The sequence below is a fragment of the Plesiomonas sp. ZOR0011 genome (assembly GCF_000800945.1).
Lineage (GTDB): Bacteria > Pseudomonadota > Gammaproteobacteria > Enterobacterales > CAMTGL01 > Plesiomonas > Plesiomonas shigelloides.
Map to the genome: position 1 here is coordinate 111,125 of NZ_JRKB01000073.1, position 15,776 is coordinate 126,900.

20 protein-coding genes are annotated in these 15,776 nt (G+C 51.9%); all 20 read left to right on the forward strand.

The window, feature by feature from the left end:
- The first annotated feature begins 57 nt into the window (after positions 1-57).
- The 20 genes from L975_RS13920 (at position 58) to L975_RS14015 (ending at position 15,774) form a co-directional block, all read left to right on the forward strand.
- Positions 58-528 (forward strand): glycoside hydrolase family protein, encoded by a 471-nt coding sequence (locus tag L975_RS13920; RefSeq protein WP_047709069.1) that lies wholly within the window; start codon positions 58-60, stop codon positions 526-528.
- 330 nt (positions 529-858) lie between these two features.
- Complete coding sequence (locus L975_RS13925; RefSeq protein ID WP_047709070.1) at positions 859-1,467, forward strand: hypothetical protein; 609 nt, start codon at positions 859-861, stop codon at positions 1,465-1,467.
- On the forward strand, positions 1,464-1,700 hold the full coding sequence (locus L975_RS13930; RefSeq protein ID WP_047709071.1) for a TraR/DksA C4-type zinc finger protein: 237 nt from the start codon (positions 1,464-1,466) through the stop codon (positions 1,698-1,700). The genes L975_RS13925 and L975_RS13930 overlap by 4 nt, the downstream gene beginning before the upstream one ends.
- Positions 1,690-2,013 carry a DUF2730 family protein gene (locus L975_RS13935; protein ID WP_047709072.1) on the forward strand — a complete coding sequence of 108 codons (324 nt, stop codon included), beginning with the start codon at positions 1,690-1,692 and terminating at the stop codon, positions 2,011-2,013. Before L975_RS13930 ends, L975_RS13935 begins: the two co-directional genes overlap by 11 nt.
- An 11-nt stretch (positions 2,014-2,024) precedes the next feature.
- The gene (locus L975_RS13940) at positions 2,025-2,318 is read left to right on the forward strand and encodes a hypothetical protein (RefSeq protein ID WP_047709073.1); all 294 of its coding nucleotides are present in this window, start codon (positions 2,025-2,027) and stop codon (positions 2,316-2,318) included.
- Positions 2,319-2,337: 19 nt separating this feature from the next.
- Positions 2,338-2,922 carry a DUF3486 family protein gene (locus tag L975_RS13945; protein ID WP_047709074.1) on the forward strand — a complete coding sequence of 195 codons (585 nt, stop codon included), beginning with the start codon at positions 2,338-2,340 and terminating at the stop codon, positions 2,920-2,922.
- A gap of 145 nt (positions 2,923-3,067) precedes the next feature.
- Positions 3,068-4,681: a terminase large subunit domain-containing protein gene (locus L975_RS13950; protein ID WP_047709075.1), complete on the forward strand. Its 1,614-nt coding sequence runs from the start codon at positions 3,068-3,070 to the stop codon at positions 4,679-4,681.
- On the forward strand, positions 4,678-6,240 hold the full coding sequence (locus L975_RS13955) for a DUF935 domain-containing protein (RefSeq protein ID WP_047709076.1): 1,563 nt from the start codon (positions 4,678-4,680) through the stop codon (positions 6,238-6,240). The genes L975_RS13950 and L975_RS13955 overlap by 4 nt, the downstream gene beginning before the upstream one ends.
- Positions 6,233-7,018, forward strand: coding sequence for a phage minor head protein (locus L975_RS13960; protein ID WP_047709077.1), 786 nt, complete (start codon positions 6,233-6,235; stop codon positions 7,016-7,018). The genes L975_RS13955 and L975_RS13960 overlap by 8 nt, the downstream gene beginning before the upstream one ends.
- A 366-nt stretch (positions 7,019-7,384) precedes the next feature.
- Positions 7,385-8,341, forward strand: coding sequence for a phage protease (locus L975_RS13965; protein WP_218185605.1), 957 nt, complete (start codon positions 7,385-7,387; stop codon positions 8,339-8,341).
- A gap of 2 nt (positions 8,342-8,343) precedes the next feature.
- Positions 8,344-9,243 carry a Mu-like prophage major head subunit gpT family protein gene (locus L975_RS13970; RefSeq protein WP_047709079.1) on the forward strand — a complete coding sequence of 300 codons (900 nt, stop codon included), beginning with the start codon at positions 8,344-8,346 and terminating at the stop codon, positions 9,241-9,243.
- Between the two features lie 119 nt (positions 9,244-9,362).
- Positions 9,363-9,785, forward strand: a complete 423-nt coding sequence (locus L975_RS17345; protein WP_052181486.1) for a hypothetical protein — start codon at positions 9,363-9,365, stop codon at positions 9,783-9,785.
- A complete protein-coding gene (locus tag L975_RS13980) occupies positions 9,785-10,219 on the forward strand; it encodes a gp436 family protein (protein ID WP_047709080.1) in 435 nt (144 codons plus the stop codon). Before L975_RS17345 ends, L975_RS13980 begins: the two co-directional genes overlap by 1 nt.
- Entirely contained in the window at positions 10,219-10,776 is a 558-nt protein-coding gene (locus L975_RS13985) for a phage virion morphogenesis protein (RefSeq protein ID WP_047709081.1), read from the forward strand. Before L975_RS13980 ends, L975_RS13985 begins: the two co-directional genes overlap by 1 nt.
- On the forward strand, positions 10,773-11,393 hold the full coding sequence (locus tag L975_RS13990; RefSeq protein WP_047709082.1) for a hypothetical protein: 621 nt from the start codon (positions 10,773-10,775) through the stop codon (positions 11,391-11,393). The genes L975_RS13985 and L975_RS13990 overlap by 4 nt, the downstream gene beginning before the upstream one ends.
- A 7-nt stretch (positions 11,394-11,400) precedes the next feature.
- Positions 11,401-11,604: a DUF2635 domain-containing protein gene (locus L975_RS13995; protein ID WP_047709083.1), complete on the forward strand. Its 204-nt coding sequence runs from the start codon at positions 11,401-11,403 to the stop codon at positions 11,602-11,604.
- Positions 11,605-11,607: 3 nt separating this feature from the next.
- Complete coding sequence (locus L975_RS14000) at positions 11,608-13,086, forward strand: phage tail sheath subtilisin-like domain-containing protein (protein ID WP_047709084.1); 1,479 nt, start codon at positions 11,608-11,610, stop codon at positions 13,084-13,086.
- A gap of 9 nt (positions 13,087-13,095) precedes the next feature.
- A complete protein-coding gene (locus tag L975_RS14005; RefSeq protein WP_047709085.1) occupies positions 13,096-13,452 on the forward strand; it encodes a phage tail tube protein in 357 nt (118 codons plus the stop codon).
- A 2-nt stretch (positions 13,453-13,454) separates the two neighbouring features.
- On the forward strand, positions 13,455-13,826 hold the full coding sequence (locus L975_RS14010; RefSeq protein WP_047709086.1) for a phage tail assembly protein: 372 nt from the start codon (positions 13,455-13,457) through the stop codon (positions 13,824-13,826).
- A gap of 139 nt (positions 13,827-13,965) precedes the next feature.
- A complete protein-coding gene (locus tag L975_RS14015) occupies positions 13,966-15,774 on the forward strand; it encodes a hypothetical protein (protein WP_047709087.1) in 1,809 nt (602 codons plus the stop codon).
- Positions 15,775-15,776: the final 2 nt, after the last annotated feature.

The window sequence follows — 15,776 nt, forward strand, 5'->3', positions numbered from 1 at the left end:
AAAGTAATTATCCTCTTAGCGCACACTTAATTAAATTCTTATTAATTAAGGTGTGTCATGTCTTCTCTATTTTCCCTCATTGATTTTGAAGAAGGTTGGCGAGAACGGCCATACCTTTGCAGTGAAGGTTATCCTACCGTTGGCTTTGGTTTTCGTATTGGGCCGCAAGGTGCAGATATCAAACTGTATCAATTCACTCTGCCTCTGAAGGCCGGTGAAGCGTGGTTGGGTGAGTTTATAAATAAACTCGAGTCGGATATGCGTAAGTTTCCGAATCTGGCTGCGGCGATGAATGCATGTTCGCAGTATCCCGCACGTTATGCCGTGTTGCAGTCAATGGCGTACCAAATGGGGCCGCAGGGGTTAGCAAACTTTAAGAATACGCTTTCTGCCGTGGCCAATGGTAATTGGAATAAAGCCGCTGCTGGCATGCTGGATAGCCGCTGGGCAAAACAAACACCGAACCGCGCCAAACGCCATGCGCAGCAAATGCGTACCGGCGAGTGGGCAAAAGAGTACGGGGTTTGATATGGGCCGTAATTGGTTATGGAGTGTTTCTCACGGTCGAACTAAACGCTTGGCGCTAGAGCGCGAAGCGGCAGAACGTGGAATTGCGGAGGATGCTGTTGACCGCACTCCGCCTCTTCATAGCCATGACGGCACCATGCAAGATTTGTTTGTACGCGGGTGGCTGTCTGTTACCCCAACTGAAATCTATCGTGTCAGGTCTGGCGTTACTGCGCCGGTCAGTCATAGCACTTCCTTTTTTTCTCCTTCAAATGAGGCGGATTCGGCCATGCAATATGGCCGTGATAAGTGCGCGAGCCTTCGGGCCATTCTTAACAATAAGGACATGTCATGATCCCGTTAATCTCTGCTATCGCTGCGTTGGCTGTGCAAAGTGGCCCTGCGCTTATCCGTGGTATTTCATCCATGTTTGGCGGTAGTGCTACTGCAGATAAGGTCGCTGATGTTGTCGAGCAGGTATCCAATCTCGGCATGAGTACCAGCCAGCAAGAGGCTGTGATTGCCGATCGGCTGAGTAGCATCGATGACCCCGCCGTGTTGGCTGATTTGCAGCGTTTGAAGGTAGAGCTGGAAAAAGAACAAACGCGCCGACAAGAGTTGCAGCTGCAAGACAATCAAGCCGCGCATGCAGAAGCGCAGCAAACCATTCGTGAAGGTGATAACGCGAAGGATGAATACGTGCGGCATACGCGGCCAAAGATGGCGCGCCAGTCGTGGTATATGACCGCCCTTTATGTGCTTCTGATGTCAGTGTTGAAGGCGTTTGGTTATGGCTCTGGCCCTGATTTTGATATGGCAATGATGCTGATTTCTATCGCGTGGGCGTATCTGGGCTTGCGGACTCTGGATGGCTTCGCCCCACACCCGAAAGCGTCAGGACAAAAGGTGCAGTCTGTTGTAACGGGTGCAGTGTCTCAACTGGTGGCGAGGATTAAATGATCGACTTATTTGACCGAGCACAAGAGCTGGAACAGAAGACGCGTGATATGGCGATTGCGCACGTTGTTAATCGCCCGAACGAAACACCTGATGAAGACGCTGCCGGTAATCGTTTTTGCTTGCGCTGCGGTGAGCAGATTTCGACTGAGCGTTTAAACGCTGCACCGAACGCGGTGCGCTGCGTGCCTTGCCAATCGGTTCAGGAACGTGCGGGGGTTCACTATGGAGTTTGATTGGATCCCCAAGTGGTGGGGTGTCATTACCACGATTGCGGCTCTGGGTATGGCCGTGGCGATGCTGTGGTTGAGTAAGACCTTTGCGCGCCGTGAAGAAATCAAAGTGATTGAGACATCTATGGATGAACTGAACTCGCGTGTTGATAGCCTCGAAAATCACATTAGCACGTTGCCCACGCAGCAGGAGTTTAGCCACTTGAGCCTGCAGATGGAGAACGTGCGCGGGGACATGAAGGCGTTAACCGCTCAATTAAAGCAAACCAATCACCTGAATAATTTGCTGTTGGAACAGCGTTTAAACGAGAAATAAGCGGGGTTTGTATGTCGTTAAAAGAGTTGGTCACTGCAGATCAGCGGTTGGTGATGTTGCGCTCTCTGGAAGAGATGCCGGGCTATGAAGCGAACGAGTCTATTTTGGATGCCTGTCTGGATCAGTATGGCCACAAGATTAGCCGTGATGCGGTGCGCACGCACATTTGCTGGTTAGCGGAGCAAGGTTTGATTACGCAGCGTGAGCTGGGCAATACGATGATTGCCAAGTTAACCGGTCGCGGTATTGATGTGGCGACGGGATCGGCAACTGTGCCTGGCGTCAAGAAACCACGCCCAGAGTAATCCTGATATTGGGGTGGCTATGACAGTCAAGAAAAAGAACACCAAGTCAAAGATTCAGCAGTTGCCGGATGATATTCGCAGTCAGCTATCCGCGATGCTGCGTTCTGGTTCTATGCAGCAGAAAGACATTCTGGCTGAGGTTAATCAGCTGATTGTTGATGCCGGACTACCGCCCGAAGAGCAGATCAGCCGCACGGGTCTGAACCGGTTTGCTAAGCGTATGGAAGAAGCCGGTAGCCGCATGGCGCAAGCCCGTGAAGTGGCCGAGGTTTGGACAGCTAAGCTGGGGCAAGCGCCGACCTCTGAAGTCGGTAAGCTGCTGCAAGAGTTTGTGCGCACGATGGCGTTTGAAACTTCGATGAAGATGATGGACGCCAGCGAAGGCGAAGACGGCAAGATGGTTGACCCTAAATCGCTGGGGCAGCTGGCGTTAGTGATTCAGCGTGTCGAGCAAGCAGCGATGACCAGCCATAAGGTTGAGAAAGAGATTCGAGCGGCGTTTGCGGAAGAGGCTGCGGCCAAGGCTGAGCAAATCGTTAAGCGTGCTGGATTGACGGCGGAAACCGCCACACAGATCAAGCAGCAAATTCTGGGGTTGGCATGATGTCTATCTGGTCACTGTGGCTTTGCTTGGTTGCACCATTCATTGTGCTGCGCATGTTTTCTGATTGCGTGAAGCTGGATTCATTTTGCTACGGGTGGATGACGGCCAGTTCAGTGTTCTGCTTTGCGCTGTGGAGTTTCTTTGGATGAGCGGGCATTTAACGTCAGCAGAAAATGAACTGCGCAACCAGTCTGCGGCCGCCATTATTGGCGGTCAGTTCAATCACAATGAGGTGCTGCTGGGGTATCAGAAGCGTTGGATAGCTGATGACTCAGACCTGAAGATTTGTGAAAAAAGCCGACGTACAGGGATTACGTGGGCAGAGGCTGCTGATGCTGCACTCACTGGCTCTATGTCATCGTCAGCGGGCGGCTGCGATACCTTCTATGTAGGTACTACAAAAGACATGGCGCGTGAGTTTATCGACGCATGTGCCATGTGGGCACGTGCGTATAACTGCGCCGCCAGTGAAGTGAGTGAAGAAGCGCTGGCTGATGAAGACAAAGATATCTTGGTCTATGTCATCAACTTTGCCAGCGGGTTCAAAATCAAAGCGCTGAGTTCTAACCCCAGCAACCTGCGTGGTATGCAAGGTAACGTGGTTATTGATGAAGGTGCGTTTCACAAAGACTTGGCCGCCATTCTTAAAGCTGCTCTGGCGCTGACGATGTGGGGTTGTAAGGTTCGGATTATCTCGACGCATAACGGTGTCGAAAACCTCTTCAATACGCTGATTCAAGACAGCCGCGCCGGTAAGAAGCGATATAGCATTCACACGGTGGATATCGAAACAGCAATCAATGAAGGCTTGTACAAGCGGATTTGCCAAGTCACTAAAAAGCCGTGGAGCCAAGCCGCGCAAGATACGTGGTTACAGAACCTGCTCAAAGATACAGCGACTGAAGAGGATGCGCGGGAAGAGTACTACTGCGAACCGAAAAGCGGTGGTGGTGCTTATCTTCCCCGCGGGTTACGTGAGCGTGCCGCACGGGGTGAGCCTACCGTTCTGCGCTTTACTGGCTCGACTGCGTTTAATGCCGCTTCTGAAACGGAGCGCGTGAACGAGATGCAGGAGTGGCTAGATCAATATGTGCAACCTGAGCTGGATAAATTAGACAAGAGCTGCCGTCATGCGCTGGGCGAAGACTTCGCGCGCACGGGTGACTTGACGGTATTAGCACCGATTGACGTGCAGCCCAATACCCGCCGCCGCGTGCCGTTCTTGGTTGAGCTGAAGAATGTTCCGTTCAAACAGCAAGAGCAAGCGTTGTTCCATGTGTGTGATCACTTGCCGCAGCGTAATGGCATTTGGTTGGATGCGCGCGGTAACGGCCAGTATTTGGCCGAGCAAGCCAGTTACCGATACGGCGAGGAGGTTGAGCAAGTCATGTTGTCGCAAGCGTTCTATCGCGAAAACATGCCGCGCTTTAAAGCCGCGTTCGAAGATGACGAGCTGGACTTGCCAAAGCATGAAGACGTGATCACTGACTTGGGGCAGATTCAGCTTTATCGCGGTGTGCCTGGCATTGATGACAGCCGCACAGTGGGAAGTGATGGTAACACGCGTCACGGTGATAGTGCGGTGGCCATTTTCTTAGCGTATCTGGCCAGCCGCGCAGAAAACTATGTTTACGCGTTGCACAACATAGGCAAACCCAACCCAGAGCAATCGCCGTTTTACGTTAACGTGAGCGAGCGTGATAGAGCCGATGATATGCAATCTAAGATGGCCGCGCGTGGCCGAGGAGTAATGCTGTGACAACTATCCTTGATTCACGGGGCAACCCGATTAAACCGGATAAGCCAACGCTCGGTGCTGATGTTGCCAAGGCGCATGTGACTAGCGTGCGTAACCCTCGCCCTTCGAGTGTGGCCAGCACAGTTACGCCATTACGGTTGGCGGGTTTGTTGCGCTCAGTAGTCGATGGGAATAACCCGCAAGACTACATGACGCTGGCAGAAGAAATTGAAGAGCGTGATCTGCATTATGCTTCGGTGCTGCGTACCCGAAAGCTGGCGGTTGCAGCACTCAAGCCCAGTGTAGAAGCGGCCAGTGATGCGCCTGCCGATATCCGGTTAGCCGATGAAGTGCGTGAGCTGATGGCCAGTGATGCCATCCCTGAGTTGTTTTTTGATCTGCTTGATGGTCTGGGCAAGGGGCTGGGCGTTTGCCAGATTCTGTGGGATACGAACAGCACGCCGTGGAAACCGTATGACTATAAGTGGGTTGACCCGCGCTATCTGCGCCCAGACGCGGATTCGCTGGATGACATTTTACTGATTAGTGATGCAGCGCCACAGGGTAAACCATTAGAGCCGTACAAGTTCATTGTGCATCTGCCCCGTTCTAAGAGCGGCAGCGTGTGGCGCAATGGCCTGACCCGCTTGTGTGCCGTGATGTACATGCTCAAGAGCTTTACGGTGCGCGACTGGTGGGCGTTTGCCGAGGTGTTCGGCATTCCGGTGCGCATTGGTAAGTACGGCCCCAACGCGACGCCTGATCAAATCGATACACTGAAAAATGCCATTGCGTCGATTGCATCTGATGCCGGTGCAGTTATTCATGATTCAATGAAAATTGAGCTGGTAGAAACCGCGAAAGGTGACGGTGGTAATACGTTATTCGAGAACCAAGCACGCTGGTGTGATGAGCAAATCAGTAAAGCTGTTCTCGGCCAGACGATGACTACCGATGATGGCAGCAGTAAAGCGCAGGCAACCGTGCACAACGAAGTGCGGTTAGATATTGCGAAGTGGGATGCGCGCCAGCTGGAATCCACCATCAATGAATATCTGGTCAAGCCGTTCATCATTTTGAACTGGGGTGTGCAGGCATCATACCCACGTGTGACGATTCGCGTGCCTGAACCGGAAGACCTGAAGCTGTTGGTTGAGAGCCTGACCCCGCTCATCGATCGCGGCTTGCGTGTGAGTGAAAGTGAGATTCGCGACAAGTTCGGTTTGGGCGATCCGGATAACGAGGCGCTGTTGCTGCAGCCTATGTCTGCGATGAATGCCGCTGCTCTGACACCCGTTGCGATGAACCGAACCGCACGCTTGGCGATTAATCGGGTGCAGCAAGAGTCAGAACAACTCATTAATGAGCTGACCAATGACGCCATGAGCGATTGGGTTGAAGTGGGTGGTGATGAGTTTATGAACCCTATCATCAAGCTGGCTAATCAGTGTGACAGCTACGAAGCGTTTAATGCTGCGCTGGCTGATCTGCAAACGACACTGGCCCCTGAGCGTTTCACCCAGCAGTTGGCTGATTACATGTTCCGTATGCGCGGCGTGGGGGATGTACACGATGCCTGAATTCGAGGCGTTCCCACCGAAAGAGGCGCTGGCGTGGTTTAAGAAAAAAGGGTTGAAGCCTGCGTTTGATTATCGGGATGTGTGGAAGGAAGAGCACGCTAATGCGTTCACCGTGGCCAAGATGTTGAATGCGGATCTGCTGGTTGAGGTGCGGCAGCTGGTAGAGAATGCGATTGCTGAGGGGCAAACCTTTCAGCAGTTCGCCGCCGTTCTCAAGCCATTGCTGGTTAAGTCTGGTTGGTGGGGCGTTCAGCTGATGGATGACCAGCTGACCGGTGAGGCAAAGCCAGTTCAATTGGGCAGTGAAGGCCGTTTAAAAATCATTTACCGGACAAACATGCGTACTGCCCGTGCCGCTGGACAGTGGGAGCGCATAGAGCGAACCAAGCGCGCCATGCCCTATTTGGTGTATCAGTTGGGCCCTGCACGTGAGCACCGTGCGCTGCATGTTAGCTGGAATGGTATTACGTTACCGATTGATGACCCGTGGTGGCAGAGCCATATGCCGCCAAACGGTTGGGGTTGCCATTGTGGTGTTCGGCAAATTAGTAAGTATGAGTATGCGCAGCTGCAGGAGAAAAAAGGCTATACGTTTTCTGCGCCTGATGACGGTTCGCGGGAGTGGGTCAATAAGCGAACCGGTGAAGTTGAAACGCTACCCACTGGCATTGAACCTGGTTGGAACTACAATCCGGGGAAAGCTCGGGAACAGGCACTAAAAAGCGACTTGCTCGCCAAAGAAAAAGTATTGTCTAAAACGCTCTCTAAGCCTCTGTAAGCGTTTTTGGCTACCGTCGTAAGCATCAACCTGTCCCATGCCAATCTGAGGCGATTTAAAGATAGTTTAAAGATGGTGTGGGAAAAGGTTGCGGGTGTATTTTTCGGTTTGTCGGCTGCTTCGTGCTTGCCTGATAAAAAAACCTGTGTACCCTGTGCAAAGTAAGTTTGGTTTATCCCTCTCGTTCTGCTCGTTAATTTTCATCCCCCGTTGTCATTCTTCCCCTGTTTTGCTGCACCTTTCCTGAACTACGTGTTCGGAGCGAAATTAGTCATCTGCGTTATTTCCCGTTATCCCGTCATTATCAATCCGTCTTAACCATTCAACCTGAGCCAGTTGGCAGGAGGTTGTTATGTAACGGAGCGAATGATGCAACAACGAACCCATAAGGCTATCTGCTTTGACATGTCACGGATGGTTGCCGCAGACCAAGGATGCTGGCTGCCAATGATCCCCGCAGGCATGTTTGCTGGCCGTGATGGCCGTAGTTGGAATAACTCTAATCCTGATGGTGTGGTGGCAGCATTCAATATGAAGCTGCCATTTGATATCGAACATGCCACGGAAACCCGCGTAGGTAATACCGAGGCTATCGGCTGGATCGTTGCTCTGCAAAACCGTAACGGTGAAGTCTGGGCCAATGTTGAGTGGAATTCCGAAGGGAATGAGCTGATTGAAGGTAAGAAGTTCGGCTTTTACTCCCCCGCGTTTGATTACTCACCTGAAAGCGGTCAAGTGCTGGCGCTATCCAGTTCTGGGTTAACGAATAAACCCAATCTCTATGTTCCTGCCCTCAATAACCAAGAGGATAACAATGTGAAACTGCCTCTCATCATCACTCAGCTGCTGGGTTTACCTGAAGAAGCGACACCCGAGCAGGCGGTGACGGCCATCAATACGATGAAGTCTGAGCATCAAACGGCACTGAATGCGCAGCAAGACCCGACTAAATATGTGCCGGTAGCGACTCACCAGCTGGCGCTGAACCGAGCGCAAGAGCTGCAGGGCAAACTGGACCAGATCGAAAAAGACAAAGTTGAATCCTTAGTCGATGAGGCAATTGCTGCCGGTAAAGTCGCTCCAGCAGATAAAAACATGTATGTGGGCCTTTGCAGTACGGAGAACGGACGCGAGCAATTTACTGCGTGGTGTTCTCGTGCCCCTGTCATTGCTGATGGCAAGCAAGTTAAGACCGCCGGTGCAGGTGACTCCGACGCATTAAGCGCCGATGAGCTGGCCATGTGCCGGAAAATGAACCTTTCGGCAGACGAGTACGCAGCGTCTAAGAAGGCCCTGAATGCCAAGAAACAAGGGAGTAACTGAGAATGGCGTTTACTGAAGCACAGGTTTTGGAAGCACTGACGATTTCGATGTCAGGTGCGTATACGAAAGGACTGGGCGTTATTAAGCCACAGTGGAATCGTGTCGCAACGCAAGTACCAAGTAGCGGTTCAAGCAACTTTTATGGCTGGCTGAAAGATTTACCAGGCATTAAAGAGTGGGTCGGCGAACGCCAGCTGGCTGAGATGGGTAGCCATGGCTATCAGATCCAGAACAAGACCTTTGAAGCATCTATCAAAATTAAACGTGAAGATGTTGAAGATGACCAAATCGGTAAGTATGCCGTGGTGGCTGAAGGCTTTGGCCGTGATGCCGCGGTATTCCCTGACAAGAACGTGTATGGCTTGTTAGCCGCTGGCTTTAGCACGCTGTGTTATGACGGCCAGAACTTCTTCGATACCGATCATCCGATGGGGACAACCCCAGCAACGACGTTCTCTAACGTAGTTGGTGATCCAAGTACTGATACCGGTGCGCCGTGGTTCGTGATCGACGATATGCAGATTGTGAAACCGGTCATCTTCCAAGAGCGTCGCCCGTTCAACTTCCAAACCATGAACGCCACCAGTGAATACACCTGGTTCAACAATAAGTTTGCTGCCGGTGTTGATGGCCGCCACGGTTACGGCTTCGGTTTCCCGCAGACCGCCATTGGCTCCAAGGCTGAGTTGAATGAAGCCAACTTTGCTGAAGCTAAAGAAATGCTGGGCAGTATGAAAAAGGCTAGCGGTTCGCCGATCGGCACGATGGCTCGCGTTCTGGTGGTTGGCCCATCTAATGAATCTGCCGCGCGTAAATTGATCTCGCGTGAGTTTATCGGAAACGGTGAAAGCAACATCTATTTCAACAACGTGGAGATTGTTGTTAGCCCGTACTTGCCGTAACGCATTCCGCACTCGTTGTAAGCGTTTATAACCTCTGGCAGCGGGCTCCGCCCTCTGCCTAAACCACCACTCGCAACGGTTTAACACATCACCAATGCGACGTTATAGGACGTTTAAACATGGCTAAAGCCGCAACAGTTAGAAAAGGTCAGCCCGTGGAGGCCGACAAAAGCACGCAGCTGGCAGCTGCAGCAATGGAAGGCTGTTCCGAGCTGGGCGAAACGTCGTCCGAACCGGAAGCAAACGTAACACTGGGCAATCAAGCTGATTGGGTTTGGTGTCTCGGTTCATTTTTGGTCACCGCGAAGAACCCATCAGGGTTTTGGCGCAGTGGCGTACAGTTCCTGCACTCCGCCCCAACCCGTGTTTTTGTTGTTGCCAGTAAAGAGGATGTGCCAGCGGATCATAGCTGCACCATTCCATGCTGCTATCTGACGCCGGAAGAAGCAAAGCGGGTGCACAGTGAACCGTGGCTAACCATTCAGGAAGAGCCTGGGTTGGATGAGCAGAAAGCACCGGATGAGCCGGAAGCGAGCGAATAATGGCGACTTACGCAACCAAGCAGGACTTGCTCGATCGTGATGAGGGGATGCTCTGGAACCTCGCCGTTGATCGCAGCACCAATGAGCTAAACGAAACGTGGATTGATGAAGCACTGCGAACTGCAGATGACGAAATTAACGGTCGTTTGGGGCGTCGTTACGTTCTGCCGTTGCCTCAAGTGCCTGACATGCTCAAGCGGATTGCGATTGTTATTTCTCTCTATTGGTTGGCAGACCGCGACCAACAGGCCACTAACCTGATGGACGAGCGATACAAGCGCGCTATTGAGCAGTTGAAAGATATTGCCAGCGGCAAACTTGAGTTAGGTCTGCCAACCCCCGAAAAGCCGCTTGAGGGGCCAGTAGGCAAAGCCGAACTGGTGCAGCAAAACGAACGTCTGTTTACCCGCAAGAGCTTGCGAGGCGTTCTGTAATGGGCGTTTCGGTTGCGGTTGATACCAAAGGTGTTGAGCTGGCGCGCTATGAGCGTCTGCTCGATACCCTTGGCCGCCATGACTACAAAGCCGAGTTGCTCGACAGCATCGGTGCCGTGGTTGAAAGCCAGACTCGCCGCCGAATTGCTGAAGAGAAGACCACGCCAGACGGTCAGAAGTGGCAGCCGTGGTCAGAGAGTTACGGGAAAACCCGCCATGAGAATCAATCGCTATTGCGGGATGAAGGTGATGTGCTCGACAGCATTGAGTATCAGGTTGAACGTTCGCGTGTTCGGGTTGGCTCTGCGTTGATTTACTCACGTGTACATCAGTATGGGTTCTCGGGAACGGTACGGGTTCCCGCGCATATTCGGCGCATCTCACAGGCGTTCGGCAAGGCACTGAAGTTTCCGGTTTATCAATCTGTCGGGGCGTTCTCTCGGCAGATGGATATCCCAGCCCGTACATACCTGGGCTTATCAAGTGATAACAAGACGGAGTTGCTGGCAGTGATTGGTGACTTCTGGGCTGATGTGATGGCGGAGGCTGGATTATGAGTCGCCCTGATTTTGGCACCATCGGTACGAGTGTGTCTGCGAGTGAGTCAGTTGTTAAGTACTTAAAGCCTTATCTGGAAGCCAATGGCGCTGGCGCGAATCGGATGATTGACCGCGTGCAGACAGTTGAGCGCCATGTGGGGCCATTCGATAAAGCCTCTGAGCTGAAGCGCTGGCTGGGTGCTCGTGATGGCGGTGTACGCATCGCGGCAATGCGCATCATCGGTATGCGTAATCAGGGCACCAGCTTGATTGGCACTATCGAGTTTGCGGCGTTTGTATTCATGACGGATGCATGGGGTTATGCCCGTGACCAACGCGCCGAAGTGATCGCCTGCCGTTTGGCCAAGGCGTTGATGCTAAAAGGCGGTTGGACTGGTACAGGCGCAAGCACATCACCAGAACGTGTTCGAGCCGACAACTTGTACAGCAAAGAGATAGACGAAACCGGCGTGGCGATTTGGTCAGTGACATGGCAGCAAGACTGGCCGCTCGATGACCCGATTGATATCAACACACTTGATGACTTTTTACGGTTCAGCCACGTCTCGAAAGTTGCCGATGGTGCACCCGAGTGCGAAGGCTTAATCACGCTGCCTGGTCCCGACTCAGAGTGAGGAAACGATGTACGTGAACGTTAAGCCAGCCGATGGGCTGATTGTCAAGAAACCCGATGGCTCTGTGTTATCCGCTGACGGTGAAGCTGTTCCGCGCACGGCCTTCTGGTTACGACGATTCGCTGATGGTGATGTGGTCATCAGTGAAAATAAGCAGGTAGCCAAGGCTGCCAGAACGAATAAAGACAAAACCCCTTCAAATAAGGAGTGATCCATGGCCCTTGGCACTATTGCTAATGATGTGCGGGTTCCGCTGGTTTATATCGAAATCGATAACTCGCAAGCGTTGAGCGGCAATATCGCTCAAGATCAAAAGGTGTTGCTGCTCGGTCAGATGACCTCTAGCGGCACAGCGTCACCGCTGCAGGTGGTTGAAGTACCGGTCAGCGAATCAGCTATCGATAGCCTGTTTGGTGTTGGCTCTATGATGGCGCTGGCCTCTAAGCGTTATCGCAAAGCGAACGGCTATACACGAACCTTTGCCATTCCCATTGCCGATCTGACTGAAGGTGCTGCGGCGGAAGGTGCATTCACGTTTGCAGGCCCAGCTGTGCAAGCCGGTACGCTATATCTGCTGGTCGCCGGACAATCAGTGCAAGTGGGTGTTGCTGCCAATGCGACTGATGAAACGATCGCAACCAGCGTGGCTGCGGCTATCAATGCAAAAACAAATCTGCCTGTGACTGCCGTGGTAGACAGCGCTACGCCTAAAAAAGTGAAAGTGAAGTCAAAGCTCAAGGGCCTGACGGGTAACGATATCGATCTGCGATACAACTACTACAGCGGTGAGCAGTTGCCGAGTGGTGTAACGGTGACCGTTGATGCAATGACCGGTGGTGCGGGAACGCCCGATATGTCTGCGGTAATCGCGGCCATGCCGGACGAATGGTACAACCACATCATGATGCCGTTCTCTGACACATCCAGCTTGAACACCCTGCGTGATGAAATGCTGGAGCGTTGGGGCCCGTACAAGATGATGGAGACGATCGCCTATTCCTGCTATCGGGGCACCTACGGTGAAACCATCACGTTTGGTGAATCACGTAACGACTTCCTGATCTCCACCATGATGAGCAGCACCATGCCAACGCCAACGTGGGAAATGGCCGCAGCCTATTGTGGTATCGCCGCTTATCACTTGGCTATCGACCCTGCGCGTCCACTGCAAACCTTGGCGTTACCAGGCGTTATTCCTCCGGCCAAAGAAGACCGTTTCGGCTGGCCTGAGCGTAACAATCTGCTGAAGTCAGGCATTGCAACGTATCAGGTGCAGCCAGGTGACGTTGTAGCGATTGAGCGTGAAGTTTCGATGTACCAGAAAAACAGCTATGGCGACCCTGACCCAAGCTATCTGGATATCACGACTCCGGCCACGCTGGGCAAGATTCGTTATGACGTTAACGTCATGGTTTCTAACCGCTTCCCGCGTCATAAGTTGGCCGATGACGATGTGTTATCACGCATTGACCCTGCGCAGCCGATCGTAACTCCAAAACTGATGACGGAGGCCATTTTTGAAGTGGCAGAACGTTGGGTAACTGAAGGGCTGATTGAAGATTTCGATTTGTTCAAAAAGACGTTTAAGTGCTACCGCGATGCGTCAGACCGGAATCGACTCAACTGCGTGTGCCACCCAGATGTAGTTAACCAGCTGCGCGTATTTGCTGGCCTGATTCAATTCAAACTGTAAGGGACGATCATGGGACAAATTCTTGGCGAAGTGACGATTCGAGCGAATGGTAAGCAGCTCAAGACGAAGCCTGGTGCAGTGCTGAACCCAGGCGGTTATTCCCGCACTCAACATATGGGGCCTGGGCGCGTATGGGGGAAAAGCAAAAAATTCAGCCCCCCCAGCATTGAGCTGGTGATTGCCGCAGATGAAGACGTTGACGTTATGGACATCAACGCAATGGAAAGCGTTACCCTCGTTTGGGAAGGTGATAACGGCGTGTCTTACATGATGACTCAATCGTCTGTTAACGACCCAGCCCAGTTGCGTGAAGAGAGTGGCGATATTGCGGCCACGTTCTTCGGTGACAAGGTAGTGAGGATCTGATTGTGGCATTGCTGACCTTTGAACTGACTCACGGCATCACTGTCGTGAGCAGTGATGATAAACCCATCACCTATCATGAGGTGGGGTTACGAGAGCTCACTGCCGCTGATTTGATTGATGCGCAGCTGGAATCTGAAAAAGTGGTAGTGAACGCCGGTAAGGCCGTGGCTTATACCAGTGATGTGCTGTACGGCCTGAATTTGTTGTGCCGTCAGGTTGAGTACATCGGTGATGTCAAAGGCCCACTGACTATCAAGATGCTGAAGAAGCTGCATATCGACGATTTAGATCTGCTGCGAGTCAAAACCGAAGAGCTGGACCGAGCCTTAACCGACGCAATTGCTGCGCGGGGGCGATCTGATTCAGCTGGCTGAACCGGTCATGGGGTTGATGCTTGCCATGAGCAAGCACATCCCCACAGCTGAGCTGAAACACCTTCCTTTGCGCCACTTGCTGCGCCGCTTTGACCTGTTAAAGCAAGTGATGACTCCTAAAAAGTAATCAGGAAATTCTATGTCTAAGCAGCTGGCTACAGATATTGTTATTAATCTTTCCGGTAATTTATCGGCTAAGGCTCGGCAATATGGCCAGAGCATGAGTCAGTTTGCTGCTAATAATCAGCGCGCCATGAACTTAGTGAAAATGTCTACCTCTGCCGTTGGTCGAGGTTTGGATAATATTCAAAACCGATATGTTGCTATTGGTGCTGGTTTAGTGGGTGGCGCAGCTGCTCGTGAATATTCACAGCTTGACCGACGACTTTCCCGTATTGCTATTTCTGCTGATATTTCACGTGAAAAATCAAAAGAACTGTATGACCAAATACAGCAGGTCTCAAATTTAAAAAATATTCGCGTAGACCCTAGTGATGTCACATCCGCTATTGAAGAAATACTGACGAAAACCGGCGACTTGGAATATGCCATTGCAAACCTGCCAAATATTGCGGCGGTAATGCAAGCAACCGGTGCAAGTGGTACGGAAGTCGGCGGTATTTTTACTGAATTTAAAAAGCTGGCCATTGATAGCAATGAGGCGGCAATGCGCGCTATCGACACGCTGAACCTGCAAGGTAAGCAAGGTGCATTTACGCTTGGCAATCTGGCCAAAGAAGGCCCGAAAATCTTTGCTGCGTATGCGTCAACCGGCCGACAAGGCACCGCTGCAGTCACTGAACTGGGTGCAGCACTGCAGATTATTCGCCAAGGCGTAGGCTCTGATTCTGAAGCGGTGACTGCGTTTGAATCCCTTATTCGAGATATCACCCGACCTGAAACCGTTAAGAAGTTAAAGCAGCTGGGCGGAATTGAAGTATTTGACCCTGAGCAGCTTAAGAAAGGCAAAGAGGTTATGCGCTCTCTGCCCGTTCTGATTGAAGAGATTGTCACTAAGTCAAAGGGCTTATCTACCAATATCGCAAAGCTCAATTTAACTGATGAAGCCAAACGTGCATTGAAGCCAGTGATCGCCGAATACATTCAGACTGGCGATGTGAAGTCATTTGACGAATTTATGAAAGTTGCTGGCGATGGGAAAACAACCCTGAACGATGCAGCCAAAGCTGCCGGTGATTTCGCGGGTAGTTTGCAGCTGCTGAAAAACAGTTGGGGTCAATTCTCTAATCAACAACTTGCAACTCCTATTGCTGAATTAGCTGATGCCATTAATAGCCTTGACCCAGCAGCCGTTCAGAACTGGCTTGAAACGGGGAAAAATATTGCATTGGTCGTTGGTGGATTAATTGCGGTTAAAAAAGGTGTTGATGCCGCACGCTGGACTAAAGGGGTATGGGACGCGGCCAAGCCAAAAGGTAGCGGCGGCGCAGCTGGCGCTCTTGGCTCAATGGCTGGATTAGGGGCAACACCGGTTTATGTTGTGAATATGCCAGGCGGTGGTTTTACCGATATGGCGGGTATTCCAGATGGTAAGCCTGGCAAGCCAGGAAAGCCTGGGCGCTTCTCTGGCCTCAAAAGTTTATCACCAGGCATGATGGCCATGGGAACACTTGGCCTTTTATTTGCGGCTAGCCAAGCTGAGGAAGGTCAGCGGTTAGGTGCTGAAAACAATGCGGCACAGGCTGCTAAAGCCACGCTGCCAATGCCGAAGGCACTGAATAATCAAGATGCGTTTGCCATGATGGCGATGCAGTTACAAAAAGAAGCCTCTGCATTGCCAGTGAGTAACGGAAGCAATGCGTTTGAACAGCGAGTAAAAGCATCGCTGGATGTGAAAGTCAGTGATGACCGAGTGACTGTAACCACCCGCGAAGCGGCACCTGGTCTTAAAGTTAATGTGGATACCGGCCCTTCATTGATGCCGTAACG